28 protein-coding genes are annotated in these 25,796 nt (G+C 60.5%); 8 read left to right on the plus strand and 20 right to left on the minus strand.

Annotation, left to right across the window (positions count from 1 at the left end; all coding sequences use genetic code 11):
• Positions 1-21: 21 nt before the first annotated feature.
• Positions 22-900: an AraC family transcriptional regulator gene (locus NTCA1_RS16650; protein ID WP_133085090.1), complete on the minus strand. Its 879-nt coding sequence runs from the start codon at positions 898-900 to the stop codon at positions 22-24.
• 314 nt (positions 901-1,214) lie between these two features.
• On the opposite strand from NTCA1_RS16650, the gene NTCA1_RS16655 reads away from it, so the two are divergent.
• Positions 1,215-2,447, plus strand: coding sequence for an MFS transporter (locus NTCA1_RS16655; RefSeq protein WP_236549389.1), 1,233 nt, complete (start codon positions 1,215-1,217; stop codon positions 2,445-2,447).
• Between the two features lie 60 nt (positions 2,448-2,507).
• Here NTCA1_RS16655 and NTCA1_RS16660 read toward each other — a convergent pair whose 3' ends face one another.
• The 3 genes from NTCA1_RS16660 to NTCA1_RS16670 form a co-directional block, all read right to left on the minus strand.
• Positions 2,508-2,903, minus strand: coding sequence for a carboxymuconolactone decarboxylase family protein (locus NTCA1_RS16660; protein WP_133085088.1), 396 nt, complete (start codon positions 2,901-2,903; stop codon positions 2,508-2,510).
• Positions 2,900-3,748, minus strand: a complete 849-nt coding sequence (locus tag NTCA1_RS16665) for an NAD(P)-dependent oxidoreductase (protein ID WP_133085087.1) — start codon at positions 3,746-3,748, stop codon at positions 2,900-2,902. The genes NTCA1_RS16660 and NTCA1_RS16665 overlap by 4 nt, the downstream gene beginning before the upstream one ends.
• A 125-nt stretch (positions 3,749-3,873) precedes the next feature.
• Complete coding sequence (locus NTCA1_RS16670; RefSeq protein WP_133085086.1) at positions 3,874-5,193, minus strand: MFS transporter; 1,320 nt, start codon at positions 5,191-5,193, stop codon at positions 3,874-3,876.
• Between the two features lie 146 nt (positions 5,194-5,339).
• Here NTCA1_RS16670 and NTCA1_RS16675 point away from each other — a divergent pair, with 146 nt between their 5' ends.
• A complete protein-coding gene (locus NTCA1_RS16675; protein WP_133085085.1) occupies positions 5,340-5,612 on the plus strand; it encodes a PRC-barrel domain-containing protein in 273 nt (90 codons plus the stop codon).
• Positions 5,613-5,686: 74 nt separating this feature from the next.
• Here the strand turns inward: NTCA1_RS16675 and NTCA1_RS16680 are convergent, their stop codons facing one another.
• The 12 genes from NTCA1_RS16680 to NTCA1_RS16735 form a co-directional block, all read right to left on the minus strand.
• A complete protein-coding gene (locus NTCA1_RS16680) occupies positions 5,687-6,169 on the minus strand; it encodes a VOC family protein (protein WP_236549391.1) in 483 nt (160 codons plus the stop codon).
• A 47-nt stretch (positions 6,170-6,216) separates the two neighbouring features.
• Positions 6,217-7,482 carry a hypothetical protein gene (locus tag NTCA1_RS16685; protein WP_133085083.1) on the minus strand — a complete coding sequence of 422 codons (1,266 nt, stop codon included), beginning with the start codon at positions 7,480-7,482 and terminating at the stop codon, positions 6,217-6,219.
• Positions 7,479-8,255 carry an SDR family NAD(P)-dependent oxidoreductase gene (locus tag NTCA1_RS16690; protein ID WP_133085082.1) on the minus strand — a complete coding sequence of 259 codons (777 nt, stop codon included), beginning with the start codon at positions 8,253-8,255 and terminating at the stop codon, positions 7,479-7,481. The genes NTCA1_RS16685 and NTCA1_RS16690 overlap by 4 nt, the downstream gene beginning before the upstream one ends.
• Before the next feature lie 22 nt (positions 8,256-8,277).
• A complete protein-coding gene (locus tag NTCA1_RS16695) occupies positions 8,278-9,465 on the minus strand; it encodes a sulfotransferase (RefSeq protein WP_133085081.1) in 1,188 nt (395 codons plus the stop codon).
• 76 nt (positions 9,466-9,541) lie between these two features.
• Entirely contained in the window at positions 9,542-10,669 is a 1,128-nt protein-coding gene (locus NTCA1_RS16700; protein ID WP_133085080.1) for a phosphotransferase family protein, read from the minus strand.
• Positions 10,670-10,671: 2 nt separating this feature from the next.
• Positions 10,672-11,754 (minus strand): TIGR03857 family LLM class F420-dependent oxidoreductase, encoded by a 1,083-nt coding sequence (locus NTCA1_RS16705; protein ID WP_133085079.1) that lies wholly within the window; start codon positions 11,752-11,754, stop codon positions 10,672-10,674.
• Between the two features lie 61 nt (positions 11,755-11,815).
• Positions 11,816-12,271 (minus strand): nuclear transport factor 2 family protein, encoded by a 456-nt coding sequence (locus tag NTCA1_RS16710; protein WP_133085078.1) that lies wholly within the window; start codon positions 12,269-12,271, stop codon positions 11,816-11,818.
• Between the two features lie 12 nt (positions 12,272-12,283).
• A complete protein-coding gene (locus NTCA1_RS16715; RefSeq protein ID WP_236549392.1) occupies positions 12,284-13,567 on the minus strand; it encodes a DUF1214 domain-containing protein in 1,284 nt (427 codons plus the stop codon).
• Positions 13,568-13,586: 19 nt separating this feature from the next.
• Positions 13,587-14,351, minus strand: coding sequence for a tyrosine-protein phosphatase (locus NTCA1_RS16720; protein ID WP_133085076.1), 765 nt, complete (start codon positions 14,349-14,351; stop codon positions 13,587-13,589).
• Positions 14,352-14,355: 4 nt separating this feature from the next.
• On the minus strand, positions 14,356-14,868 hold the full coding sequence (locus NTCA1_RS16725) for a VOC family protein (RefSeq protein WP_133085075.1): 513 nt from the start codon (positions 14,866-14,868) through the stop codon (positions 14,356-14,358).
• Positions 14,869-14,931: 63 nt separating this feature from the next.
• A complete protein-coding gene (locus NTCA1_RS16730) occupies positions 14,932-15,717 on the minus strand; it encodes an SDR family NAD(P)-dependent oxidoreductase (RefSeq protein ID WP_133085074.1) in 786 nt (261 codons plus the stop codon).
• Between the two features lie 119 nt (positions 15,718-15,836).
• On the minus strand, positions 15,837-16,706 hold the full coding sequence (locus NTCA1_RS16735) for an AraC family transcriptional regulator (protein WP_133085073.1): 870 nt from the start codon (positions 16,704-16,706) through the stop codon (positions 15,837-15,839).
• Positions 16,707-16,854: 148 nt separating this feature from the next.
• Between NTCA1_RS16735 and NTCA1_RS16740 the strand changes: the two genes are divergently transcribed.
• The 3 genes from NTCA1_RS16740 to NTCA1_RS16750 all read left to right on the plus strand — a co-directional run bounded on the left by NTCA1_RS16740 (position 16,855) and on the right by NTCA1_RS16750 (position 19,099).
• Positions 16,855-18,144 carry a sulfotransferase gene (locus NTCA1_RS16740; RefSeq protein WP_133085072.1) on the plus strand — a complete coding sequence of 430 codons (1,290 nt, stop codon included), beginning with the start codon at positions 16,855-16,857 and terminating at the stop codon, positions 18,142-18,144.
• A 91-nt stretch (positions 18,145-18,235) separates the two neighbouring features.
• Positions 18,236-18,553 (plus strand): 2Fe-2S iron-sulfur cluster-binding protein, encoded by a 318-nt coding sequence (locus NTCA1_RS16745; protein WP_133085071.1) that lies wholly within the window; start codon positions 18,236-18,238, stop codon positions 18,551-18,553.
• Between the two features lie 78 nt (positions 18,554-18,631).
• Complete coding sequence (locus NTCA1_RS16750; RefSeq protein ID WP_236549393.1) at positions 18,632-19,099, plus strand: ester cyclase; 468 nt, start codon at positions 18,632-18,634, stop codon at positions 19,097-19,099.
• Positions 19,100-19,124: 25 nt separating this feature from the next.
• Here NTCA1_RS16750 and NTCA1_RS16755 read toward each other — a convergent pair whose 3' ends face one another.
• Entirely contained in the window at positions 19,125-19,790 is a 666-nt protein-coding gene (locus NTCA1_RS16755) for a TetR/AcrR family transcriptional regulator (protein ID WP_133085069.1), read from the minus strand.
• 68 nt (positions 19,791-19,858) lie between these two features.
• On the opposite strand from NTCA1_RS16755, the gene NTCA1_RS16760 reads away from it, so the two are divergent.
• Genes NTCA1_RS16760 through NTCA1_RS16770 form a run of 3 tightly spaced genes read left to right on the plus strand, consistent with a single transcriptional unit; the run spans position 19,859 to position 23,037 of the window.
• Positions 19,859-20,797 (plus strand): Rieske (2Fe-2S) protein, encoded by a 939-nt coding sequence (locus tag NTCA1_RS16760; RefSeq protein ID WP_159831188.1) that lies wholly within the window; start codon positions 19,859-19,861, stop codon positions 20,795-20,797.
• A gap of 14 nt (positions 20,798-20,811) precedes the next feature.
• Positions 20,812-21,897 carry an aromatic ring-hydroxylating dioxygenase subunit alpha gene (locus tag NTCA1_RS16765; RefSeq protein WP_236549395.1) on the plus strand — a complete coding sequence of 362 codons (1,086 nt, stop codon included), beginning with the start codon at positions 20,812-20,814 and terminating at the stop codon, positions 21,895-21,897.
• A gap of 60 nt (positions 21,898-21,957) precedes the next feature.
• Entirely contained in the window at positions 21,958-23,037 is a 1,080-nt protein-coding gene (locus NTCA1_RS16770; protein ID WP_133085067.1) for an LLM class flavin-dependent oxidoreductase, read from the plus strand.
• Positions 23,038-23,390: 353 nt separating this feature from the next.
• On the opposite strand, the gene NTCA1_RS16775 is transcribed toward NTCA1_RS16770, so the two are convergent.
• From NTCA1_RS16775 to NTCA1_RS16785, 3 genes are read right to left on the minus strand one after another with little or no spacing between them, the layout of a single operon-like run.
• Complete coding sequence (locus NTCA1_RS16775; protein WP_133085066.1) at positions 23,391-24,098, minus strand: TetR/AcrR family transcriptional regulator; 708 nt, start codon at positions 24,096-24,098, stop codon at positions 23,391-23,393.
• Between the two features lie 6 nt (positions 24,099-24,104).
• Positions 24,105-24,473: a hypothetical protein gene (locus NTCA1_RS16780; RefSeq protein ID WP_236549396.1), complete on the minus strand. Its 369-nt coding sequence runs from the start codon at positions 24,471-24,473 to the stop codon at positions 24,105-24,107.
• Positions 24,474-24,495: 22 nt separating this feature from the next.
• Positions 24,496-25,737 carry an acyl-CoA dehydrogenase family protein gene (locus NTCA1_RS16785; protein ID WP_159831189.1) on the minus strand — a complete coding sequence of 414 codons (1,242 nt, stop codon included), beginning with the start codon at positions 25,735-25,737 and terminating at the stop codon, positions 24,496-24,498.
• Between the last annotated feature and the right edge of the window lie 59 nt (positions 25,738-25,796).

A 25,796-nucleotide genomic window follows, 5' to 3' on the forward strand; every position in this document is an offset into this window, starting at 1 on the left:
CTCGATATGTTCAGGCGTCTGTCAGTGAACCTGCCGCGGCTGGCAGCGAAAGTCCTTGGGCGTTTGGCCGGTCGCCACACGGAACGCGGCCGAAAAAGCCGAGGTGCTGCTGAAGCCGCAGCGCCAGCTGATCTCCTTGATCCGCGTGCCGTCGCCGCGCAGCAGTTCCTTGGCGAGAGCAATCCGGCTGCGCGCAACGAATTCCCCCAGACTTACGCCAGTACCGTCCTTGAACACGCGCGCCACGTGCCGCACGCTCATATTGCAACCACGAGCGATGTCAGCAACTCCGAGCGGCGCCGCCAGATTATCCATCACATAGTCGACGATATGGCGCACTTGCCGTGTACTACGTGGGCTGCCGGCGCCGAATTCCTGTGTACTCACATGCCGAACGAGTTCCACGGCAAGTCCCATGAGCATGGATTCGATCAAGGCCTGGCTTGCGAATCCGGGTACACGAAGCTCTGCCGCCAGCCCCTCGAAAAAGCGCCTCATCGCGATATTTTGAACATCGGCACAAGGTTCCAGCCCGTGGAAGGGGCGTTCGCCATCGAAAAGTTCTTCGAGGAAGGCCTCGCCGAGCGCGACGCAAACGAGATGACGTTCCTGCAGGGCCGGCTCACCCACGTACTGACGGTGAGGCGGCATGTAGAGCATGTCGCCACTCGCCACGAACCCGTCCGAACGCCCCATCGAAAGCATGCTGCGACGAGGCTGGGTATTGAGGGAATAGTCGAGGTAATGCTTTTCAGGGCTGAACACGCCGCTGCAGGGCCGCACCCAATTGAAGTGCCGGATATCGACGCGGGCATCGTTCACCGATGCCAACGCTTCGATGTAGAAATCATCGACGCCGAACCTGTCCTGGCCGGTCCAATCGCTCTCCGGACGAAACATCGTTACCTCTGCCTCTTCTCTTTTTTTATGAGGGCATCAGATACCTGTGCCGCCTCCAGTTCCTCTATCTTCGGGTAGGTCGTCAAGATGCCCGAAAGTGCTGTCGGCAATTTATCCGTTGGCCCATGCGCGACACGATCTGGCCGAGTGACGGCATTGGCCGTGGATGGCGGAACGTTTCCCGGGGACTAGGCTGTTCTCGTCACAACGGGGAGACCTATGCATAACCTTTCGGTCAAAACCGGGTCCGTGCGATGAGAGCTCCGGACCCAGTCAAATCCGCCGATCGCTACCCTTGGTATGTGCTTGGCATCTTGACACTATCGCAGACTTGCCATGGGATCGACCGCGCGATCATCGGTCTGGTGCTCGCACCGGTAGGCAAGGAATTCTCACTCACCGACGGTCAGCTTGGCATTCTGGCCGGGTTTGCATACGGGATATTCTTCGCATTGGCCGCGCTGCCTTTCGGCATCGCGGTGGACAGCCTGAACCGGCGCAACCTGATGGCGATCGCACTCGCGCTTTGGAGCGGCGCAACAGCGCTATGCGGTCTGGCATCCGGTTTCTGGACGCTCCTACTCGGCAGGGCCGCGGTCGGCACCGCAGAAGCTGCCGGCTCTCCCACCGGAATGTCACTCCTTAGCGACTATTTCGGCGAGGAACGGCGGGCGACGGCTATCGGCATATGGTACCTGAGTTCGGGCATCGGTCTTGCCCTCGCCTTCCTGATTGGAGGGGCCATCGTTCAGGTCGGTGGGTGGCGATGGGCTTTTGCCGCAGCTGGACTGCCCGGCCTTGTTTTGGCGCCGATCCTGTTCCTGACCGTTCGTGAGCCGCAGCGAGGCGCCTACGACGATCCGGTGCCTGCACGGCCAGCCGAGGGCCAGCCCGGTCTTGCCGCACGCATCCTTCAACTCGCCGCGCGGCCGGGACTGTTCTTGTGCATAGCCGCCATCATTCTGATTGCGGCCGGCATCTACGGGATGAGCACCTGGCTTACGACGTTCCTCATTCGCGTTCATGGTATGCCGATCTCGCGCGCGGGCGTCACCATCGCCATTGCTTACGGCGGCCTCGGCTCGGTGGGCGGTTTCCTTGCCGGGTGGGCAATCGATCAGATAAATCGCCAGCGCGGCGGCTTCGATCCGGCAAGAACCGCCCTCTTTGGCGCGGTGATCCCCATTCTTACTGCCCTGACCGGGATCGGCACGGTGGTCGTTTCACAAACTGGTCCCATGCAAGCGCTCCTCATGGCCTGCGGCTTCCTGAGCGCCTCCTACAACGGCCCGATCTATGCGGTGATCGTCACGATAGCCGGCCCGCGCCTGCGCGGTCTTGCCGTATCGCTTGTGCAACTTGGCGCAAATCTGATCGGTGTTGGCGCCGGGACCTATCTGATCGGAGCTGTCAGCGACTTCGTGGGCGGGACCGAGGGAGTCGCATGGGGCATCGGGACGGCTATGCTGTTCACGTTTGCCGGTGGACTGGTGCTGTTGCTGGCATCGCGGTCCATTCGCCGCGCGCAGAAGAAACAAATCGCCTAAAGAATTATGGCCCGGCTCGTGCGAGCCGGGCCATTCCCGAAAACTTGAAATCTCTGTTCCCTATTGGGCCGCTTCGACGCGATCGCGGCGCCGGGCCTTGGCGGCCTCGATCCCCCTAAAGAGCGCCGTGGTATTGCCTGCGCCGGCATAGAACAGCGTGAAAAGGGGAATGAAATCGAGCTCTTCGTCAGTGAACTCCCCGTTGATCAAGGCGCCGTTCATCTGAATTTCCACGAGATCAGTGCGGCCGAGCATGGCTGTTGCACCGAGCACGAGCAGACGCTTCTCGCGCATCGACAGGACATCGCTTGCCCAAAGGTTGGCGAACTGATTACCGACGATCTCCTGGTTGAACGATGAGTTCCGGAATGGCAGCACCATGTCCGAGGAACCCGGCCCATAGACCTGATCAAAGGTTTCGAGACCCTTTTGCCACTGTGTTTCGTCGATACTCATGCCTTTTCTCCCAATACTGCTTCAAGGCCGACAACCGCCAGGTCGGTGCGGCGGGTCAGTTCGATAAGCGGAAGCGAAATCCCGTAGCTCTGCGCAAGGTCGATCGCGGCGTCGAGATCCTTCACCATCAGTGAGCGGGTATATTCGCGCACCGCCGCTTCGCTCTTGCTCGACGACGGGTCGTCGCGAATGGCCAGCATCAGCGGCCCCCCTACACTGTCGGAACTGGCCTCGATCACCTCGTTGAGCTGACGGATGTCGACGCCGGCGTTGCGGCACAATATCGACGCTTCGTATCCTGCGCGAAGTCCCCCAAAGACAATGACGTTTCGTGCAATCTTTGCAGCCATGCCGGAACCTGGACCGCCCATATGGGCAACGTGCTTGGCAAAGCCGTCAAGCACCGGCCGAACCCGGTCAATCACTTGATCGCTGCCGCCCACCAGACAGACGAGCCCGTGTTCGCGCGATTTCGGGCCGCCGGTCACGCCGCAATCCACCAACTCCACTCCGGCTTGCTCCGTAAGCCTGCGGATGGCGTTCAAGTCCTCGATCGAGACGGTCGCCACGAGAACGACGGTCATGCCCGGACGCGCCCGCGCAAGCACTCCATCGGGGCCGGTGAGCACGCTGATCGTCTGCTTTGCATCGACGACAGCGATGACGATCACGTCGGCCTGCTCGGCAACAGCGGCAGGGGAGCTCTCTACCGCGGGCACGCCGTCCAGCGTATCGGATGCATCCGGCCGGATGTCGTAGACTGCCGCGAGTTGCTTAGATCGTGCCAGGCATATGGCAACGCCGGCACCGATCTGACCCAACCCGATGACTCCTGCTTTTCCCATTTTCTACCTCTCATGCGCGGCGCCTCGGCCACTTGATCGACATGTTTCAAATCGTGGCATAGCTGGGCCGTCGACGTCATCCTGACAGCTGCCCGTTGGCCGAAACGCGACAAATTTACAGCTTCTCACGATGCATTTGCTTCGGCGGGGAGGTTTGTTGCGGCGCGTAAATATAGAAAGACCGCCAAAACCAGCACAAATGCTGTTGCCGCCATGCTGAGCTGCAACCCGCCGGCCGCAGCCTGAAGGCAGGCTCGAGTCATCGAACCTCCCGCGGCGCCCACGCAATCGCTCGCGTAACCGGCCCCATAGCGCCAGGCGGCAAGGTGATCGCTGAGATAGCCCAGGAGCACTGACCCCAGTCCAAGCCCCGCCACGGTCTGGCCGAAGGAATGAAGTGCCGCTGCCGAAGCGCGCATCCTGGGTTCGACGAGGGATTGGGTTATTGTCATTATTGCGGGCGTGAAGGCATAAAGCAGGGCCGTCGCACCAAACAGGAAGCCCACGAGCCAGCGCCAGTCGTCCTGGTAGATAGCGAGCAGATAGAGTGGAAAGGCTAGAGCAACGGCCGCCGCCGGTGCCCAGCCTCCCCAACGCAGGTCGCGGCGAAGAAGGCTCGCGATGACATATCCGCCGCTTGCCTGTCCCACCATCGTGGCAAGGCTGAACGACAATGCAAAGACGAGCCCGGCTTGCGACAAGGACAATTCATATCGCCGTACAAGCAGCGGAATCAGGAAGAGGTTGGTACCGAAGCCGACCATTCCTACAAATCCGCTCCCGGCGGTAAGGAAGAGGAAAGCGGGCGAACGGCCCAGCCTGCGCAGAACAGCGCCGAATTTTGGCGTATCGGCGCTCTTGCCGGCATCGATCCGAGCGGGCTCAGGGATCGTCGTTATCAGCATGCCCGCCAGAAGAATCCCGGGCAATCCAACGCAGACCAGGGCAAGGCGCCAGCCAAATGTCTGGGCGACCGCCCCTCCCGCAATTGCGGCAACCGCGCCGCCGATAGGGACCCCCAGCGCAATGAGCGAGAACACGACCGCCCTGCGGCTGGCCTCAAACCTGTCGGAAATCATGGAAACGAGGGCCGGCGTGAATCCTGCCTCTCCCACCCCTACTCCCATGCGGCAGATCAGGAGCTGAACGTAGCTCCCCGCCATGCCGGAAAGAGCCGTCATCAGCGACCAGATGACAGTGACGGCCGCGATGATCTTCACTCTGCTATACCGCTCGGCAAGACGGGCAAGTGGAATTCCAAGGACTGCGTAGAAGAGCGAGAAGGCCAATCCTCCAAGCATTCCAAGCTGGAGATCGGTGAGCTTGAGATCGCGGCGGATCGCCTCGCCAACCACCGCGATAATGGTGCGATCGATGAAATTGAGCATGTAGATTCCGCCCAGAAGCAGCAGAAACCAACGGTCACGCATCGTGAAACTGGACATAGGTTTGGCAGCTCTCCCTAGGCGGACTTTTTGCCTCGCATGAGACAGGTAGAACACTTTTTCTCTCAAGTGTATCATTTTTCACTTGATCGACGGCAAGACCTGCGCCACCACGCCGCCAACCTTGATTGAGGGGATCTTATTGCATGAAGAAGATAATCATCGCACTCATGGCACTTGGCCTGTCCGTTCCTGCGCTTGCCGACGGAGCAGCGGTAAAGCGGAACGACGCGGTCTATTCCGCGAACGGCACACGGATCGGCAAAGTTGAGCGGGTCCTGACGGATAGCGACGGTACCGCGACCGCTGTGCGCATCATCTTCCGCGGCAAGTTCATCACGATCCCTGTCGCCACGCTGACCGCCGGTGAAAAGGGCGTCACAACGAGCATGTCGACCGACGACATCAAGAAGCTCTAGGCGGATTTACCGGTCGGTCTCGCCGCGAGCCATGACTTTTTGAGGCGAACGGGCCGAGGCTCTTGCCAGCAGGTTCACGCAAGATCGGCGATGGCGCGAATGGGCCGGCTGATGCCGTCCCATTCGAGATGGGCTGCATGCATCCTCTGAAGCGATGCTTCCATGGCTCCCGACAGTTCCATCAATTCGATGAACCCCCCGTTGGCGGCCAGGGTATCGAACAATGCAAAGCGCTCACCCGAAGGCATCGTGCCGCTGAAAGCGATTTCATGACCTTCGGCCGAGAGCCGCTGAACGCCCTCCTCGTAGGGAATCCGCAGCATGACGTGATGGTAGCCCTCTCCGCTGCGATCCAGCATCTCGGTGAAGACGGATGGTCTCTCGTTCGTCTGCTGAAGAAGTTCGATCAGCAGGCCGCCGGAAAACCCGAAGGCGACCTTCAGTGCAACTTGCGTTGGCTCGCCTCGATAGATCTGGCCCGGTAACACCGGCACGTCGAAGACAAAAAAAGGTCCTGCCTTGATGACCCTCGTCCAGTGGTCGAGCGCACGGTCCATGTCGCGTACGACCTGGCATAGTTCGAGAATCGAGCCATTGGGTTGCATCAGCCCTTACTCCACTTCGCTGCGGCGGTCCGCAGCCCGTGACTGCGGGCCCGGTCAACCAATTGCCTGCGCCGCAGCGCGATATCCGAGGGCGGCAGCCGTCCTTCACCATCCCCAAGCGTCGCAAGATCGACGACGCGCACGTCGCGGATGAATGCCGCAGGATCGCTTCCCTCCGGCACGCCTTGCCAGCGCAGCAATACCCAGCCTTCCCCAAGCCCTGCGGTGTCGATCCAGTTGGCGATACCGGCATCCACGCCGGCGAGGACATAAGTGATCGTGCCGTCGGCGGAGGGCGCAACCTGTGAGCTAGCAAGACTTACCGTGCGCAGCATTGGATCGGGCGATATTGTCCAGGGGTCGGCAACCTGGATACCCGTGTAACGGCTTCCTGCTGGATCAATGGTGATGAGCAGCCCCTCGCCGTCCCCGAGCGCGAAACGACCTCCTGCAAGATAACCCCAGTCACCATCCCGCCCCTGAGGTCCGACTAGCCGATTGGGCTGCGGATACCCGAGAAAGTCGTCCTTGAAGCGCGACCAGAATGTCACCCAGGCTGGCATGTCGGCAATGATGGCGCGGGCGATATCCTCCTCGCTGCGTGGCATCGATGCATGCAATTGGTCGAGACGACTGACCCTGACTTCGGCGGGTACCTGTTCCCAGCCGCATTGGCTGTCGCGCGTGTAGACCTGAATGCGCGCACCACTCTCGGTTTTCAGATGGGCCGGCCCGCCGTCCCCAGGGCCCACCGTGACCGTCACGCGCCGACTTGAATCGCAGAGCGGCAACAGGTCTTGAAGAGTGAGCGCACCGAGATTTCGACCGAGGCCGGCATGGTGTTCGGGCTCGACCTCCGCAACGATGCTGAATTGGGGCGGATCGGCGGAGAAGCGGATTTGGACCGCGTACCCGCCATCGCCGTCGATCGGAATCTCGCGATTGATATTATCCGGATTATCGATCGCGACGGCGGCGCCGGGAAATATGTGACCGAACCAATCCCGAGGCGCATTGCTGATATTCCACACGACCTTGGGATCGGCGGGATCGCCGTTAGCTTCCCGCATAGCAAGGCCGAGGACCCATTGATCCAGCGCACGATCGAGGCCAATTCGCCCATCGAGCGTCTTTGATAGCGGATCGCCAAGCAGAATCTGCCGTGCGCTTTCGCGCGCAGCGCGAACGTCAGGCCGTTCGATGAGGCGCAGGGCCAGCCGCTCGGCTGAAGCCTGATCTTCCGTCCATAGCGGATTGACCGTCATGATATCGTTCCCACCCTACCGCCTTCAGCGAAGATCGTGCTTCCCGTAGTGTAGCTGGAGGCATCGCTAGCAAGCAGGATGGCCGCCCCGACAGCTTCGTCCGCGGCACCGAAGCGCTTGATGGCGTTCCGCTCTGCCAGCCCCAGACCCTTGTGGATTTCCGCTTCCTGCCCATCGGGGCTCATGGAACCGACGCACAGACAGTTCACGCGCGTGTGCGGGGCCTGCGACTTGGCAAGTTCCCTCACCAGAAAGTGGAGCGCTGCTTTCGATACTCCATAGGCGACAGCCGGCGGGATGGGCGTGAAACCGCCGCAGCTTTGCACCGAGATGATACTACCCTTCCCATGTGCCTTCATGTCGGCTTCGGTCAGTTCGGCCAGCCACCAGGTCGCCATGACGTTGACGTCGAACGCGGTGCGCCACACTTCGTCGGTGTTCGCCCAAAGCCCGCCATCGGCGGCATATACGACCCCGGCTGCAGCATTGTTGAAGATGATGTGGATCGGACCGAAGGCTTCGCGTGCGCAGGCCACGAGCCGCTCAAGATCACTCCTTTTCCCGGCGTCCGCGACAATGGCGGCAGCGCGGCCGCCGCCGGCCGCATTGATCTCTCCTGCCAGCCGTTCGAGACGATCCCCCGAACGGGCGGAGATCACCACATTCGCCCCCAGTTCGGCGTAAGCCCGCGCAACATGTTCCCCCACTCCCGGACCAACGCCGGTCAGGATTGCAGTGCGCCCGTCAAGGCGGAAACGGTCGAGAATGCCCATGGTCTCGTTCCCCAGGTCAGGCCTATGAATGGTCGAAAAGATGGCCGTAGCGCGTGTAGTATCCGGCAAGGCGCGCGTGTACCTCGGCCGGATCAATCCCGAACTGCTCCGGACTGTGCCGATGCCTCCCCAACCGGTTCGCTGCAGGATTCTCGGCAAGAAAGCGGGCGATGCGATCGCGGTGCTGCACCGAAAATGGCAGATCGAACCGGCTGTAGATGTGTTCGATTGCAGCCATTGGATCGCTGACGACATCGCGGTGAGCAAGGTCAACGATGCGACCTTCCAACGCCGGATCGCCCGACCGTGCTTCTGTCGCGCGCGCCATCGCCGCACACCAGGTGTCGACGACCGATCGCCCGATTGCCGCCAGGTCGTTCGCGCCGCCCACAGCAGCAAGGAAACCTGCAATCATGCTCGAGAGCGAGGAGAAGGTGAGAACCGGATCGCGGTGGGTCCAGACCAGCATCGCGCCGGGATAGGCCTGCAGCAGGCCTGGCAGGTCCATCAGATGCTGCGGCGACTTCAGCGTCCACCGTCCCTTCGGACCTTTCCACTGGAATTGCTGCAGCATTCTCCGATGCGTGCGATATTGCCCGTCGGGCACGGTTTCCTGCAGCCAGCGCGCAAAATCGGGAACACCGAGTTCGGCCGGAAAATTGGTGCTGGCGAAATGCAGCATCATCCCGTGATTGCATTCACCGGGCTGGGTACAATCCATCCGTTGGATGTCGGCCAGCTGCGGGGCATGCTTAAGCCAATTCTCGTAGATCGCCTGGACCTGGCCGATGCGCGGATCACTCTCGAAATTTGCTTCTTCAGGAGCGGGCCAGGGAATATACCATTCCCACTCGCGCGGCGCCCTCGCGGACGGATCGAGACAGAGCAGATCGTAGGTGATCGTTGTCCCTGTGCGCGGCAGACCGCAGACTATGAGAGGGTCGCCGAGATCCTGCTGCGTAATCTCCGGGTGGCGTTTCTCATCCTCGATGTAGCGCAGCCGGGTCGCCAGCAGGCCGACAATCTTCTCACTTACTGTCTGGCGCAGTTGCGGCGGCGGATCCATCGTCTCCACCGCCTCGACCAGACGTTGAAAGCCGGCCATGAACGAAAGGTCATTTCCGAAATCCGTAAGGCCCGTGAGATCGCGCGCGCGCGCGATCAGGGTTTGCGGTTCCAAAACCGCCGCTTCACAAGAGCCCGCGTTCATGCAGGCCGCTTTTCACGGTGCTGCGCCATTGCCGTACTTCTCCCAGGTGCCGCGATCCGGTATGGAATCCGGTCGCTCAGGCCTTGTCTTCGACCGGTGTCAGGTTCTTCATGAAAGCAACGAAATCCGGACCCAATTCAGGGATTGGCAAACCCAGACGTTCCGCGAGGTAGAGCGTCATGAAGTTGTCATTCAGCGACTTGTTGGTCTCAGGAATATTGCCGATACCAACCTGGCGGTCGAACGCGCCGATCGCCACCAGCGCCATGCGCAGTGCGACGACGATATCGTAGTATTCAAGGTTTCTCGCCGTCTGCCGGGTGGTCTCCTCCCAGATCGCGATCGTTTCTTGCTTGCTGGGCAGCCCTTCAAGCCGGGTAATGCCGAACCGGCGACCGAACAGGTCGTCGAAGTAAAGCCACCATGCGAGGTCGAGCTCGGCCGGTCCTAACGCTGCCAGTTCCCAGTCGATCAGCGCGTTGACGCGGCCATCGGGCGCGAACATGACGTTGGACGGTGTGGGATCGCCCCACAGTACGTTGACGGCCGCATCTTGCGGCATGTTGGCGCGCACATAAGCCATTGCCGTATCGACAATGGGCATTGCCCGCCCGCGTCCTGCGGCCTTGTGCCACGCTTCCAATGCACCGACGTATTGATCGAGGCCCGGCTCACCGTTTTCGGGTTGTGCGAGGAATTCGAACCCGTCGCGCCAGTCAATACTCGCCAGGCTGGCAAACGCCGATATGGCATTGGTAAAGGCCGCGCGCCGCTGCTCCGGCGCCATGTCGACCAGCCAGCCTTCAAGATTGTAGTTCGGCGTCTGCTTGGCGCATTCACCCGCCACTTTGCCCATCACGAGGAAAGGCAGGCCGAGAATCTCGGGATCGAGGTGCATCCCGATCCATGGCGGAACGGGGAGATCTCCGCGCGCATCGAGCGCGGCCATCATTTTCCCCTGAAGGGCCAGACTGCTGCCGAAGACGACTTCCAGGTCCATCGGCTGGCGGCGCACCACAAGTGTCTGCGCCTGGGGGCCTGCCTCGTCGACATAGTCGACCTCCACGAAGAAGATGTCGGCAGAGAAGCCCGCCCCCAATGTCACGTCGAGGGGGCGAACATGGATCTGGCGCCATTGCGGTTTCTGCCCGGCCAGCCAATCCTGCAACTGGACGGTAATGCGATCGGGGGTCAGCACGTCCATGATCACAGTCCCTTTGCAGCCAATGCGCGCTTCAGTTCGCTCGTGAGAGGACCCATGTCCTTGGGGGAGGAGCCGTGCAGTAGGATTTCGTCGGCGCCTGCATCAAGGAAGGACATCAGCTGATCGGCGCACTGCGCTGCCGTTCCCACTGCAGCCCCCTCGTCCAGCCACTGCTGGGGTATGAGACGGCTTACATCGACGAGTTCCTGACGCGTATAGGCCTGGTCGGCGGGCTTTCCGTTGAGCCCTGCAATCTTGGGGTGGGCGCGGATGTCGTCGAGCACCTTCTTGTCCCAGCCGTTGATGTCGACGATCAGGTCGCCAAAACCGGGGAGTTCGAAATAGGTGATCGCGCGCCCGCCGACGACGGCCTCTTCCTCGTCCTTGGGCAGATCGGGAGCGACAATGATATTATGGTAGATGCGCACTGACATCGGGTCGCGCCCTGCCTTTTCCGCGGCCTCGCGGACGATTCTGGCGCTGTTCTTCACGCCCTGCGCCGAAACGAAGGGGTGAAGCAGCACGCCGTCGCAGTGCTCGCCTGCAAATTCGAGGCTTTTTGGCCCGATCGCCGTGAAAATGATCGGCGGGGGCGTTCCTCCGTGGCGATCGGTCAGGTTGATGGCCGGAAACTTGCCGAGTATGCCGTCGTAATCGACCTTTTCACCGGCCCAGAGCCGGCGACAGATCGTGATCAGATCGGCAAGCCGCTCCATCGTGATGGGCGGGGATCCGAGCATCTTCATATAGGCCGGTACCGCGCGGGCGAACATGAGGCGGAAGCGTTCCCCGCTCATCGCTTGCATCATGTCCGCAACGCTTGCAGTCACCAGCGGATGGCGCATCGTCGCATACATGGTTCCCGTTATGCGGATCTTCGATGTGGCCTCAGCCACAGCGCCCGAGAGCACAGCCGGTTCCTTGAGCGCATAGCGTTCGGAGATCCACACGCACCCCAGGCCGATCCGCTCGGCTTCCCGGGCTTCTTCGATGCCGCGCCGCGGGTCGTTGACACGCCCCGGCAGAATATACGTGCCGAACCTGTCGAAAAGCGCCTGTGCTCCCGGTTCCACCGCCAGCGTCATTGAAATCCTCTCAGTTCGTTATGCGCCGCAGATTTGCGGCCGCGACTTTGATTGCAACCTGTCAAAAGACAGGCTCGGGATGAACCTCGACATAAAGACGTGTCAGCTTGAGCGAGGCGATCCTCCATGTCCCGGCCTGGCGGACGTAACGCTCCGTGTAATGACCAAATCCGGTGATGGATTGCGCGCCGGGTATTGGGCTCTTGCCCGGCGCCCAGACGACGCGGTCCTGCATAGCAGTCACGACGTTCGCCTCATCCCCTTTGAGATCGATCTCAGAGGAATGAACCTGATGGGCCGACCGGGCATCCGCCACTGCAAACCGCACCTGGTCGAGTATCGCCTCATGGCCGGTGATCGGCGCGTGTCCGGTATCCTCCTGTACGTCCATCACCGCGTCGCTGGTAAAAAGGTCGATGAACCCCTCCCAGTCCTTGGTATCGAGCATGCGGCAGTAGCGCGCCTTGACGTTGCGGATCGCCTCGTAATCGAGCAGCATCGAAAGTGCATCGTTCATCGCATCCGTCCTTCACCAGATGATGCGGGTATGCGCTCGCAGCGCCCGCTCGCGGATTGCCTCGGCGCGTTCGCGCGGTGCCACCAAAACGGTGCCTGCCGGCAAATACTGGCGGACCTCGTTCAATTTCACCTTCTTCATGCTGGGGGTTGGACGCTCGTCAGTGTTGAACCACCGTCCCTGCACCGCGCCGCTGGAATAGCCCGAGGTATCGAGCCAGTTGTGCACGCCCGGGTCGCGCGCGGAAATAACAGCCCGAAAGACGCCGTCGACGTCGACCACGGCCTGCGCAGCATTGAGGCTGGACTGATTGTGATACCAGTCAGTCGTTTCGTAGAGCTCGTTGGTCAGGATCAAGGACCAGTACCCGACCTCCTTCGGGATCCGCACTTCGGTTATGAGGGCCTCGTCCTCGGCGAGTTCGTAGGCGCCTTCATAGTACGACTGCCGAGCAAGACCCGTCATCTGCGAGAAATCAGCCACTTTCAGAGTGTTGATCAACCCTTCGTCCCGCAGCTTCTGGACCTTGTCGGGAAATGCCATCGCACATACCGCCGCCGTCATGGGAATCTCCGCGAACCGGTGCGCGAGCTGGGCGAGGCTTGGTCTTCCCTTGGCGGCATGTTCGGCATCCAGGCGGACGATGCCGAAGCGAGGCTCGCGCTCACAACCCCAGTCGCAGGCCACGATCCTCACCATCAACTTTTCCGTCTCGGGCTTGAGCTCCCACCAGTCGCCGTCATAATCGGCGGGACGCTGCGGCGAGAGGATAACGTCGAAACTGCCGTCAGGCGCAATCCGCAGGTCATCGAAATCATTCGCATCCTGGGCGGGATGATGCTTCCCCGTGCGGAGCGTGTCGGGACCGAGCTGGGCCAGGATCATCATTCGCGTGGTGCCGCGATCGCCGCGAATGCGGTAAGTGCCGCCCTTCTCGATCAGCGCCGCCTTGTAAATGGTGTCTGCGTTGGGCTGGAAGATGTTCTGGCAGATATTGAGTTCGGGGACGAAGATCGGATGACTACGATCGTGCATGATCGCATCGTTCGCGGTCCTGAGCACTCCGGAGAGCAAGAGCCGCATCGATTCCTGCATGACATGCGGATCGCTGCGGAGACGCTCGGGAATGCGATCGCGCATCTGCTGACCCAGCGGACGAAGCTGGTCGAGAAGGTCTTCCCATTCGAATACGCCGTTATCGCTCATATCGCTCTCCACCTTTCTGCGACCGATCCATGCTGCACCTTGGGTCGCTCCGCTTTCCGGCATCGTCGTCAAGGCCGCGATTGTCGTCATCCCCGCACGAACCTCGCGCCTAGTCAGTGACAAGCAGCGCGCGCAGCGCCGCGCGCTGTTCCTCATCGATTCCGGCAGCGGCAAAATAACCGTCGACGCCGCCCCACCGGCTCTCCATCTCGTCAAAGGCGCGCGCGAGGAAACTGTCCTGAACGCCGATCAGCACCGCGACCATTTCGTCGGGCGGCACGAAGCCGAACGTCTTTTCAAGGTCACGCTTGAGATGATCCGACATGCGCAGATTTTCCCCGAAGACATCGGACTTGCGGTAATCTTCGGCAATCACCGCTCGCGGAACGCCCAGAAGTTCCAAGAGTAGTCCCACGACGACCCCGGTCCTGTCCTTGCCGGCCGTACAATGAACCAGCATCGGTGTTTCGCGGGAAAGAAGTGCCTCAACCATTGTCGGCAAATGGCGCAGGAAAGCCTGGGGCATCAGGCCATAGTTATGCGCCATTACTTCCGACGCGCGCGAGGCACTCGGCTCCTGCCCGAGCGATGCCCACATATCCTCCCCTTGCGCGCGCAGGTCGGTATTCATGTCGAGATTGAGAAGCCTGCAATCCGGTCCGCACCAATCGTGTGGTGCCGATTGACGTTCAATGTCCGAGCGCAGATCCGCAACGCTGCGAAAACCAAGCCTCACCAGTTCTTCGCGGTGATCTTCCACGAAACTGGCCGGCCCCTCGGACCGGAAAAGAATGCCGTGCCGAACCCTTCGGCCGTCTGAGGTAGGCGTTCCGCCGATATCGCGAAAGTTCAGGCGGGATAGCGCGAGGGTCATCGTCTCAGCCCTCCACCGGGGGGAAGCTCGGGATCAGCGTTCGCATTTGTGCAAGCAATTCTGGAGACATCCAGACATGTTCAACGAAATGCCCGAGCGTTGGGCGCTCGTCGGTATAGACATAGCGCAGCATGTCTCCGACCGCGCCTTCGAACACCACCGGGTGGCGCTCCTGATCGATCGAGCCCAGATGCGCTTCCCAATTCGCCATTGGCCCGCCGATCCGGGTCGCGATATGATGGAAGCGGATAGCAAGCTCATCCCCTTGCGGCAGGAAATCCCTGAACAGCGGCGCAGTGTCGCCCACCGGCTCGATCAGTTCGATTTCGACGCCCCCCACGACCGCAATGGCGATCTTGAGCACCGGCTTGCCTGTGGGATCTTCCCCTGGCTGGATGTTGCACATCTCGAAGAAGCCGGGCGTACCGTATTCCTGCTTGAGCCTCGCCATGGCAGTGGGCAGGTCATTGGTGACGTAGGCGACCTGACTGTGCAGGCTGTTTGGCCGGGCGAACATGCAATCCTCCTGATGTTAGGCTCCAGACTGGCGGCGAAATACCCTCTCGCACCTGCCGTCCGGTCAGTTGGCCGACATCTTCCCGCCATCGACGACGAGCGTGTCACCGGTGTGGTATGCTGCCATGTCGCTCGCCAGATAGACCACAGCGCCTTCCAGGTCGGCCGGGGTTCCTGCCCTTCCCAGCGGCGCTTTCGATGCGACGATATCGGCGATCTTTCGGCCGATCTCCGGGTCCGCGAACGTCATTTCCGTCTCGATGAAGCCGGGCGCTATGACATTGCAGCGCACACCGAAGTGGCCGAGCTCCGCTGCCAGCGCCTTGGCAAGCGCATTGAGCGCCCCCTTGGCGATACCGTAATGCGCCATTGTCGGCACACCCTGGAAGATCGAGCCGCTGCCGCAAATGATCAGGGAGCCCCCCGGATCGCCAGCCTCGGCGCGGGCCTTCATGTGGCGTGCACCTTCGCGCAGCGTGAAGACCGCGCCGTCGAGATTGACGTCGATCAGCTGACGATACCGTGTAACGTCCATTTCGGTGAAGGGCACCTGGCTTGCGATGCCTGCGTTTGCAACGAGCGTGTCGATCCGCCCCATGGCTTCGAGCGCGCGTGAGAACCCGGCGACGATGGCCGGCTCACTGGCCACATCCACACTGTCAGCAAAGACCCGGACTCCATAGGCGCGCAGGGCCGCAGCAGCCTCCTCGTTCTTCTCCCGCCGGCGTCCCCAGATCACGATGTCGCTGCCTGCACGGGCAAGCCCCCGCGCGAAGCCGAAGCCAAGCCCGGAATTTGCCCCTGTGACCAGTGCCACTTTGCCGCTGAGGTCGAACAGGTTCTCCGGCACGCTCTATCTCCCTGTGACCGCTTTGAAGTCTGGCCCGCTCGGCGAAAGATTGCCCGTTGCGGCCTTCACATCAACAATCGGAACTTTCGCAGCCCTGCCAAAGCCATCGCCAAACGGCCTTAGTGCATCAGGGCATCCCGGAACTGCCGCGGGGTCACTCCGGTCGCCTTGCGAAATGCGGCGGAGAACGCCGCGGGACTATCGAAACCGCATTCCCACGCGATGACCTTGATAGCCATCTCGGTCTGGCTGAGCCTCTCCTTGGCTCTGAAGATTTTGCGCTCGGTGACGTAGCTGGTGAGCGTTTCGCCGGTGGCAGCTCGGAACGATCGGAAAAAATGACGCGTGGAAAGACCGCAATCTTTTGCCATTTCGGCAATTGAGGGCGGCTTTCCAGGCATTTCGATCCGCTCGTTAATTCGCTCCATTTGACGGCGCGAGAGTGCGCTGCGCGCGCTTCGATCCCCCGTATTCAGCCGCAAATACCGCTGCAACTCTATAGCCGCCTCGAGCCACATTGCCTGCACCAGCAATTCGCTGCAAAACCCGGGCTGTGCAATTTCGCCCGCAATACGCCTCAGAGCTGCGCGCACCGCCGCGCTGCGAACGTCGAGCAATGCCAAACCCAAATCGGCTGTTGGACGGCGCGCGTCCGCGAGATCGAAACCGACTCCGTCAAATCCGCAACAGATGGATTTCTGCTCACCGTCACCCCAGCGCGTATGCAACCTGCTTCCCTCAGGAACGAAGATAATTTCGCCCAGCGCTCCCTCCCCGCCGCTTTCAAAGCCGCCACGCGGACGGCCTGGCCGCGGCGACAAGGCAAGATCCAGAAACCCACGATGCGAAGTGAAGATGCCTTCCTGCCGCCCGAAAAAACGGTAGCGATGGAGTTCCATCACCACGCCAGGAAGTTCGATGCGCCCTTCGACCCTGCACTCCATCTCCGGAGTGGCTGGCAGGTCGTAGATTTGTGAAACAGTGTCCATCAAACTCTCCCAGGCGCCCTTTCCCGAAATCCGCCGCGCACGGCGACTGGCGTTATGAAGCAGGATTTGGCAGAGCTGCGATGCCCGATCACCTTGCCTAGGACAGGGTCCATCTCCTTAAATGCGGCAAAGGCCAAGGGAGAGTGACATGGTCGATTCCGCTCAGAAGGGGGCAACGCACCCCAACGTTATAGATATCACCGACCTTCATCACCCCGTGCTCGACGAAATCCAGAAGCAGGTGCTCGCCGGCGCCGAAGCTGCCGCTGCGCATATTGTGTTCGAGCCGCAGGTCATTCTGACAGCCGCCATGGCGCAGACGGGCCTTTCGGATTTCGGCGCCCAGGACTTTCAGGAACGTCTGGCGGTCTGGTGCCAGTCCATCGACGAGGACGAAAACGCCTCTGCCGTGACACGGGCAAATCTGTTCCAGATGATGATCCGCTATGCAGCAACACGTTTGCGCGTCGAGGATATCGTGAAGCGACACCCCGAGATTCTCGAAATACCGATCGAGAGGCCGATCATTGTTGCCGGCCTTCCAAGGTCCGGTACGACGCACTTGCTGGGGCTGCTTGCGGCAGACAGCCGGTTTCGTTCCTTGCCCTGGTGGGAGGCAATCGCGCCGGTAGCGGCGCCCGATGAAACGCCTACGACCCAAGATTCCAACCCGCGCTGGACAAAGGCCGAACAAGGCTGGCGAACGATGGAATCCATCCTGCCTTACATGGCTATCATGCACGAGTTCTCGCCCGATCACATCAGCGAGGACATCGAGCTGCAGGCTGTCGATTTCTCCTCCTACCTCATAGAATGGCTTGCCCTCGTGCCGCGCTGGCGGGACTACTATCTCAGTCACGATCAATCCGGAACATACGCTTATTTGCGCAAATGCCTCCAAGTCTTGACGTTCCTTAAGGGGCCCAATCGGTGGGTCATCAAGTGCCCGCAGCACATGGAACAGCTACCGGCCCTCTACAAGACATTCCCGGATGCGACTTTCGTGCTGACCCATCGCGATCCCGTCGGCTCAATCCGCTCGCAGCTTACGATGTACACTTACGCTGCCCGGATGCTGCGCAAGACCGTCGATATCGCGGAACCGCTCGGCTACTGGCCCGATCGGTATCAGAGGTTGCTGCGTGCCTGCGTCAGGGACCGCGATGTCCTGCCAGCGGACCAGACAATCGATGTCTATTTCGATGAATGGACGCAAGCCCCGGACCGGATACTGAGAGAGATTTATCGCATCGCAGGCGTTGAGCTGACGGACGAAGCGTTGGCTGAACTCCATCGCTATCTCGCCGAGCACGGCGAACAATCGAAAGGAAAGATCGTCTACGACCTGGAACGAGATTTCCTTGTCACAGCGGAAGAGCTGCGCCGGCCGTTCGGGTTCTATTTCGACCGCTTCGATGTCGAGGTTGAAGTGACGTAACTTCCTTCCCCGACCTGTCTTTCGGCAGGTCGTGAGCCGAGGCGCGCTCGCTAACAGCCATGCATCGACCAGACTCCAGCAGAGGAATGCCATGCCTGAATTGAATGTCATTACCCGTGACGGCTCGCAGCAGACGATCGCGGCTTCCGCGAATGCATCGGTAATGGAAGCCATTCGCGATTCCGGCCTCGACGAACTTCTGGCTCTTTGCGGCGGCTGCTGCTCCTGTGCGACATGCCATGTCTACGTCGATCCCTCGTTTGCAGCGACGCTGCCTCCGGTGACGGAGGATGAAAGCGACTTGCTGGATGGGTCGCCTCACCGCGGCGACAGGTCACGACTGTCGTGTCAGCTGATGATGACGGATGCGTTGTCCGGTCTTACCGTGACTATCGCGCCCGAGGATTGATAATACCAATAGACTGAACAGAGAAAGAGAGAGAGGACAAACGTGGCCTGGAAAGAATCAATTCGCGAACAACTGGACGTGTCCGCTTCCCCGTTGCTCACCGATGCCCAGAAGAAGATGGTCAAGCACTGGACCGACCTTCAGGAAACCCTGAACGCGGGTGACTTCGATGGCATGGACCGCTTTTTCCATTCCGACTTTCGGTATGGAAACCCCAACCGGCCGGATCTTGGCACTTACGATCAGTGGAAGACCTCGCCGGTTGCGCTGTACAAGACCTTCTTCCCCGCCGCCTACAAGACCATCGACGCGGTAGGCAAGGGCGACGACGAGATCTGGATCTATGCGACCCACTACTGCAAGCACGTAGGCGGCCCGTACATGGGCGTGCAACCGACCGGCAACGAGTTCCAGGTGAACTGGTTCTCGATCGTCAAGTTCAAGGACGAAAAGATCGTCAGCATCTTCAGCATTTCGGACGTTCTCTCGATGCTCAAGGACATCGGTGTGATCGACGTGCCGCAGCCCGTCGACCCCTACAAGTGATTTGCACTTGCTCCCGCCGCGTTGTTCACTCGACAGGCGGGAGCAAGGCCGCCAGCAGAAAAGTGGCCAAATGGGCTGCCTGCTGGTCGGCGTGGTCCGCGTCGACCTCATGCCCGGCGCCCAGTCGTTGCTGCATCGGGACCGCGCAGAAATAGTATCCAACGCCCTGCACAAGCAGGGCCATCAGGGCAGCCGTCGAAAGGCCGTGGACGGGCCGCTGGCGCCTAACCGCATCGAGAAGATCGTCCAGCCTTCGCTGGAATGGCCGCACGAAGTGCTCGACGATGTGATCCAGTCGCCAGGTCGAACGGCAACCTTCGACGTTGGTAAGCGCGACTATGTCGCCGTTTCTCGCCGCCCACAGACAGAACCGCTCCACCAGGTGCCGCAGACGCACTTCGGCGTCAGCCTGCTCGTCGAAAGCAATTTCAACGAAGGGAGAGGCCTGGGCCATCCGCCAATCGACCGCACGGACCCACAGATCCTCCTTTCGTCCGAAACGTACATTCAGGAGATTGTGGCTGACGCCCAGCCGCTTCGAGAGGTCGCGCAAGGTCGTTGCCTCGTATCCGCGCTCTGCAAATGTGGCGAACGCAAGGCCCAGAAGCTTGTCCTCATCCAGCGCCAGGTCGGCATTCTGGGCAGGACGGCCGCGGGCGCGCTGAGGTCTATCGAGCATCTGGAAGGCCATATTCAAAAGTCATTGACTTATAAATTGTCACGCGTCAATTTAATCAAAAGGGAGAGTGGATAGACGTTATGAGTCTCGAGAATGATCTCTGGTGGGCGGTAGCCCGTTCCGAGGAAGTGACCTCCCAGAAGCCCCTGTCGGTCGATATTGGCGATCAGCCGCTCGTGCTGTGGCGGGATAGCCAGGGCATTGCGCGCGCGCTCGAGGATCGCTGCCCGCACCGCAGGGCTCCTCTCTCGCTCGGCTGCATCCGCGACAATGGCTGGATTCAGTGCGGCTATCACGGATGGAGCTATGACGGCGAGACCGGGCGCCTGAAGGAAATCCCGAACATGAAGGACCAGCAGAAGTTTCCGCCGGTCTACAAGGCCAACGCGTTCGGCGTGTTCGAACAAGGCGGCTTTGTACGTGTGTGCCTGGACCCGAAGGCGAAAGTTCCACTAATAGCCGAGGACAAGTATAACTACTGCGGCACTGCAAACGTGAGTTGCAGCCATCAGGAGTATCTCAATGCGCTCTATGACGATCCCAGCCTGATCCTCAAGATCAGGGGAGTCCGCTTCACGCCATATCTCATGTCTGAACTTCATGAAGAAGATGGCATGCTGGTGATGGAGCGCAATTGTCAGTGGAGCACGCCGCACTGGCCATCGCACTTTGTGTCGGAATTTCCGCTGACGTTGCTGACGCGAACGCACCCGCAGACCGGTCAAACCACGCTCATCCTGCGGGACGATCAATTCAACGAGCTAATGCGAGCGATGCTGTGTCCCGTTCCCTCGGCGCGGGGCGTCACGGCTGTGCGTTGGAGATCTGCACTGGGCGTGCGCCAACCCGGCCTGCACGGCGCAATTCTGCGGGGAATCAATCCGCTTTCGGTACTGTCATCGGTAGACGGATCCAGGCTGCGTGCCACGAAACCCACCGTCTCACTGCACGGCGAGGACCTGCGCAGCGCAATGCTCGAACAGACACCGCTCGTGCGCGACAAGACCGAAGCGGCCTGAAGGAGAAACTAGAGATGCTTGAAGTCGCTGATCGTTCCGCCGAACACGACGGAAGTCCCCCTTCCGGCACCGGCACCGGCACCGGCTCCGGTCAGATCGCGCTGAATGCGATCAATCGCTGGGTGCCCCACAATATCGTCATGCGCGATACGTGGTTTCCAGTCGCGCACAATTATTCTGTGACGGCCAAGCCCGTCCGACGTGCGGTCTATTCCTATCCGGTTTTTCTCTGGCGCGAGAACGGCACCGTGATCGCCAGTGAATTCCATCCGAACGAACGGATAGCGCGCGACAAGAGCGAATATACCGACGCCCGCGGGTGCTATCCGGTGATGGAGCACTACGGCGTCGTGTGGGTCTGGTTCGGCAATCCGCTCGCAGCAGATCCGGTACACCTTCCGAGCCTGCCGTTCCTGCCGCCGGACGGCGGACTTCCGCGGCACATGACCGCGACGGTACGCTTTGAGAGCGCTGCACCGATCAGCCTCGAAAACCTGATCGACCTTACGCACGCCGATTTCCTTCATGCCGATGTCGTGGGGGATGAGCGATCGGACAGCGAGACAGTGGAAACCTTCTACGACAGCGAAACAGTCACTATGGTTCGCACCTGCGTGAACAAGTCGGTCGCGCCGGTAATGAAGTTCTTCAGCGGCATCAGGCAGCCCACGCAAAACGTGCGCCAGGTCATTCGCATCTACCTCCGCTCGCACTGCGCGATCGCCTATGGCCGGTTCAGCCCAGGGGACGACGTCCCTCTTTTCCATCCGTGCACGCCCGAAACGCGGGATCGCACGCGCATGGAAATGGTGATGAACACGACCAATGCCGGGCTCATGTTCCGTCATGTCATGCCCAAAGCTGGCTACAAGGTCTCGCGCCAGGACAGCTACATGACCTCCCCGCAAAGCCCGCGCTACATGCGTCATACCGACCGCAAGGACCTCCACAGCAAGTTCGACCAGGCTGGTCAGCGTTACCGCATGGCGATGATGGAGTTAGCCGATCGGCAAGCCAACGGCGATTTCGCCTATCGCGACAACGTCAGCGCAGATTGCAGCGAGATCATCGGACTTCGCAACGAACTCTTCCGGTTCTGACCTGACCTCTCCCCTTGGGCGGACATTAGTGTCCGCCCTTTTTTTATCTTCGGAGTACTCATGCCCGAGCTTGTCAATGCCGTTGGCGCGGAGCGCCGCTGGTGGGGCGTCATGCCCACTCTTTCCGCCCCGATCATGGCCGGCATTGGCCAGCAAATGGAGCAGGTCGGATTCGAAGGCTGCTTCTCTCTGCAGATTTACGGCCCTCCGTTCATTCCGATGACGGCGACTGCCGCACTGACCCGTAGCCTCAAGGTCGGCACTGGCGTGGCTATCGTCGGCACGCGCAGTCCTCTCGAAACGGCCTATGCGGCGATAGAAGTTGACCGAATCTCCGAAGGGCGCTTCGTGCTGGGCCTTGGCTCCAGCATCAAGAGCTGCGTGACCGGCATGTACGGAGAGCCGGAACGCAAGCTGTTGACGCACCTGCGGGAGAGCGTCGGCGTCATCCGTTACGTGATCGCCAATGCGCATAAGGGCCTCGATCCGATCAAGGGCGAATACTTCACCGCCGATTTCGAGGAAATGATGCTGACCCCGCCGCCGGTTCGCGAGCGCGTTCCGATCTGGATCGCGGCGCTCCAGGACAAGATGACCGCGCTGGCGCTCGAAATCGGCGACGGGCTCATGGTGCACGCCCTTTGGTCTGCGGCCTATACCAGGAGCAAATTGCCCTTCATAAATGAGACACTGGCAAAGCACGGCCGCAGACGTCAGGATATCGAGATTAATGCGTGGCCCTGGATCGCGGTCAACGACGACAAACAGCAGGCGATCAACGACAGCCGGGCTACGGTTGCCGCCTATTCCGGCTACAAGGAATATGAGCCATTCTTCGAGGCGATCGGCTTTGGAGATCAGGCACGGGCCTGCCAACTGAGCCTCGGCGAACATGGAGACATTGCAAAAGTGATCGGCAATGTCTCCGACGAGATGGTGGAGGCGTTCGTCACCTGCGGACCGGTCGATGAGGTGCTTGAGAAGATCGAACCCTTCTGGGAGGTGGTCGATTCGCTTTGCCCGATGACGCCTTACCGCGATCTAACGCTGGAACAGTTGACCCAGTACAATTCAGGCCTCTTCCAATTGGTCGCTGCCGCTAAGACACGAGCAGGCACGGCAATTCCGGCGCCGGCCTGATCAGCGTAGCCTATTGCACCATTTGTCGAGAAAGAATGCCACGGGCCGGCGTCGGGGATTAAGATTGCCCCCGCGCATGCCCGTGCAGGCGAAACGCGAAATTGGTTCCACCGGGCCATGGTACGCAGCGGATGTGTGCGCTGCCCACCTTGTCATCGCTGCCTGCTGCGGAATCCGGACCATCAGATTGGCAGGCTTTGGTGCGATGAAGGCTCGATTGCGGTTTGCTGGCGGCGACGGAGCGACCGGATTTTGGCGACGCAAAGCGTACTCTCAACGCGAAAATACTGAATGGATGTGCGGCTCGCCAACGCCTGGTTCAAGAACGGCCGACGGCGATCGAATAAGGCAGATCACCCATGTGCGATCGAACTTGACCACCAGTCCAACTCGGTTGCCTCCTGGAAAATGCGAAACCGTACTTGCTCGCATGCGAGAGCCACTACGTCGGGGGCTGCCGCCAGCCCGCAGAATGTGCATCGGATCATCTCGTCCATATAGTCATGCGGATCGCTTATTCCGCGAACGAGGCGCCGCCGAGCTTCGACAGTCATTCCCACGATGAGGTCTACGGCGGCGTCCGCCGATGTGAACATTATCTGGCCACCATCCCTGGCACCCTCCAGCGCATCGCGAACCATGAGGTCAAACGCTCGCTCGCGCGCAAAATAATCCACAAAGTCGATGCGGCAGGTAAAGCCTCCCCACCGCGGATCGTGTAGCGCGCGCAGCATCACCATCATCGCACCGCCCACGGCCCGCACCAGTGGATCAGAAATATCCTCGAACAAGCGGCGATAATCGGCGATCATGCCCACCGTCATCGCCTCTGCCAACTCCTCGACTACCGCATCGATGGATTCGAAATACTTGTAGAAACTCCCACGCGAGACGTCCGCCAGCTTGATCACGTCGTCGATGAGGACATGCTGCGCGGCCTGGCCTGGCTGGTAGAGTTCAAGTACCGCCTCAATCAGCCTCTGCCGCATCCGCTCGCGCCGCAGCGCTGCTGCCTTGCTGCGCGGATCCGGCTCTTGAAGGTGGGAGGCAACCGAGGACATGCTGTCCTATTGCACGGGATGGAAATAGCGCGCAAGCAGGCTGCCATCATCGCTGAACACATACTGTTCGATGCTATACGCAGTGATGGCTTGCCCCTGATATTCCCCTTCGTTGCGGACGTAGATTACGGCTTCGTTGCCGCTGACTTTCACATCTTCCACGAAAAGCTTCCAGCCCGCATATTCACGGCATAGTGCCTCCAGCTTGTCCCACCCTTCCTGGATCGGACCTGTTGCTGGATCCTGCACCCTAAACCCTCCAGGCGCGATAGCCCTGAACGCCGCCAGAAAATCGTCGAGCCGCCCGGCGGTGAACATCTCGGCTTGCTCTTTGAGGAAGGTCGCGATTGCCTGAGGTGTTGGAATGGGCATCATTTTCTCTCCTGTGGTGAAAGGGTTATCGGTCGTTTGAAAGGACAGGCACCGGCCCGATGTCGGGAATGAGGCGGATGTTCGATGCACGGCCCGTGATTGCCCGCCCGTAAAGCTCCAGGGACAAATGGCTATTGAGCGCGTTGTGGCGCGTGCCCACGCTGAGGTCGCGCCAGAAGCGCTGCAAGGGATTGGACAACGCGAAGGCACCAGGTCCGGCCACGTCCATCAGCCGCTCGCCTGCCCCACGCAGTAGTTCCATGGCATAACCACAGTCCGCCTGGATCCGCGCCTTGTCGTATCCAGTCAAGACCCGTTGCTGTGCCGCCTCGTCCAGCATCGCGGCAGCTTGACGGACGTGCAGCCAGGCCGAGTCGATTTCCATTGCCGCGCGTCCTGTCATTCCGATCAAGGCTTCGGAGGCAGTCTGAGTGGTAAAAGTCCAGCCTACGACCGGCCGCCGGTCCATCACCTCTACTACGTGCTCCAGCATCGCCATTGCTGCGCCGAGCATCGGCGCCAACACGCCCAGCGGGAACAACGGCTCCATCGGCCAGCGGTCCCGCGCCTCGAGACCTTCCATCTCGAGGAGCACTTCTGGTGGAGGTGTATCACTGGGTTTCAGGATCAACTCTTCCGGCACGAACACGTTTTCGGCAACGATCATGTTGCTCCCCGAGCCGGCCATACCTGCAACATGCCAGTTGTCCTCGATGGAACATGCCGGATCATGAAGGTCCAAGAATGCCATGGCTGGCTGCGCGCCAACCGCTGTATCAAGCATGATGCCGTTCAGCGCCCAATCGGCATGAAGGCATCCGGAACCGTATCCCCACCGTCCCGAGACGAGGTAACCGCCGGGTACTCCCGTCGCGTTGCCGCTGGGCGCCGATGCGCTGCAGAACAGTTCACCCCCATGACGAAAAAGCAGCTCTGTCATCGACGGCCCTAATCCAAGAGCAGTACCGGTTATTCCGCTCAGCAAACCGTAGGCCCAGCCGGTGCCCGGGCAGGCACGAGCGAGTTCCGCCACCGTTTCAATATGGGTGATCAGTTTATGCCCCGGCCCTCCAGCGCGCCGGGGTGCAGTAATGTGAAACAAGCCGGAGTTGCGCAAAGCCTCTATCACCGGCGCGACGATGCGGCGTTCCTTTTCGCATCTGTCGGCATTTGCTGCGAGCAATGGGCGTAATGCGCGAGCCGCGTTCACAGGATTCTCGACGCAGGCGACAGTCAATTTGCCAGTGTCAAACTTGCCGATTTGCATCCCTGTCTCCTATAATGACAAATTCGTCATTATTCAATTTCAGGCGATTTGCAAACAGC

It is taken from the genome of Novosphingobium sp. TCA1 (genome assembly GCF_009811895.1).
Lineage (GTDB): Bacteria > Pseudomonadota > Alphaproteobacteria > Sphingomonadales > Sphingomonadaceae > Novosphingobium > Novosphingobium panipatense_A.

Bases quoted from the DNA above. Each gene is read 5' to 3' on its own strand.
- NTCA1_RS16680 (WP_236549391.1), bottom strand. From the start codon at position 6,169: ATGGACCGTGCGCTCGACCACTGGACGAGGGTCATCAAGGCAGGACCT.
- NTCA1_RS16760 (WP_159831188.1), top strand. From the start codon at position 19,859: ATGAGTCTCGAGAATGATCTCTGGTGGGCGGTAGCCCGTTCCGAGGAA.
- NTCA1_RS16745 (WP_133085071.1), top strand. From the start codon at position 18,236: ATGCCTGAATTGAATGTCATTACCCGTGACGGCTCGCAGCAGACGATC.
- NTCA1_RS16705 (WP_133085079.1), bottom strand. From the start codon at position 11,754: ATGACGCTGGCGGTGGAACCGGGAGCACAGGCGCTTTTCGACAGGTTC.
- NTCA1_RS16690 (WP_133085082.1), bottom strand. From the start codon at position 8,255: ATGGGCATTCTCGACCGTTTCCGCCTTGACGGGCGCACTGCAATCCTG.
- NTCA1_RS16765 (WP_236549395.1), top strand. From the start codon at position 20,812: ATGCTTGAAGTCGCTGATCGTTCCGCCGAACACGACGGAAGTCCCCCT.
- NTCA1_RS16740 (WP_133085072.1), top strand. From the start codon at position 16,855: ATGGTCGATTCCGCTCAGAAGGGGGCAACGCACCCCAACGTTATAGAT.
- NTCA1_RS16725 (WP_133085075.1), bottom strand. From the start codon at position 14,868: ATGTTCGCCCGGCCAAACAGCCTGCACAGTCAGGTCGCCTACGTCACC.
- NTCA1_RS16770 (WP_133085067.1), top strand. From the start codon at position 21,958: ATGCCCGAGCTTGTCAATGCCGTTGGCGCGGAGCGCCGCTGGTGGGGC.
- NTCA1_RS16685 (WP_133085083.1), bottom strand. From the start codon at position 7,482: ATGACGGTCAATCCGCTATGGACGGAAGATCAGGCTTCAGCCGAGCGG.
- NTCA1_RS16710 (WP_133085078.1), bottom strand. From the start codon at position 12,271: ATGAACGATGCACTTTCGATGCTGCTCGATTACGAGGCGATCCGCAAC.
- NTCA1_RS16715 (WP_236549392.1), bottom strand. From the start codon at position 13,567: ATGACGACAATCGCGGCCTTGACGACGATGCCGGAAAGCGGAGCGACC.
- NTCA1_RS16660 (WP_133085088.1), bottom strand. From the start codon at position 2,903: ATGAGTATCGACGAAACACAGTGGCAAAAGGGTCTCGAAACCTTTGAT.
- NTCA1_RS16675 (WP_133085085.1), top strand. From the start codon at position 5,340: ATGAAGAAGATAATCATCGCACTCATGGCACTTGGCCTGTCCGTTCCT.
- NTCA1_RS16700 (WP_133085080.1), bottom strand. From the start codon at position 10,669: ATGGACGTGCTGACCCCCGATCGCATTACCGTCCAGTTGCAGGATTGG.
- NTCA1_RS16735 (WP_133085073.1), bottom strand. From the start codon at position 16,706: ATGGACACTGTTTCACAAATCTACGACCTGCCAGCCACTCCGGAGATG.
- NTCA1_RS16755 (WP_133085069.1), bottom strand. From the start codon at position 19,790: ATGGCCTTCCAGATGCTCGATAGACCTCAGCGCGCCCGCGGCCGTCCT.
- NTCA1_RS16665 (WP_133085087.1), bottom strand. From the start codon at position 3,748: ATGGGAAAAGCAGGAGTCATCGGGTTGGGTCAGATCGGTGCCGGCGTT.
- NTCA1_RS16695 (WP_133085081.1), bottom strand. From the start codon at position 9,465: ATGAACGCGGGCTCTTGTGAAGCGGCGGTTTTGGAACCGCAAACCCTG.
- NTCA1_RS16720 (WP_133085076.1), bottom strand. From the start codon at position 14,351: ATGACCCTCGCGCTATCCCGCCTGAACTTTCGCGATATCGGCGGAACG.
- NTCA1_RS16780 (WP_236549396.1), bottom strand. From the start codon at position 24,473: ATGATGCCCATTCCAACACCTCAGGCAATCGCGACCTTCCTCAAAGAG.
- NTCA1_RS16785 (WP_159831189.1), bottom strand. From the start codon at position 25,737: ATGCAAATCGGCAAGTTTGACACTGGCAAATTGACTGTCGCCTGCGTC.
- NTCA1_RS16670 (WP_133085086.1), bottom strand. From the start codon at position 5,193: ATGTCCAGTTTCACGATGCGTGACCGTTGGTTTCTGCTGCTTCTGGGC.
- NTCA1_RS16650 (WP_133085090.1), bottom strand. From the start codon at position 900: ATGTTTCGTCCGGAGAGCGATTGGACCGGCCAGGACAGGTTCGGCGTC.
- NTCA1_RS16775 (WP_133085066.1), bottom strand. From the start codon at position 24,098: ATGTCCTCGGTTGCCTCCCACCTTCAAGAGCCGGATCCGCGCAGCAAG.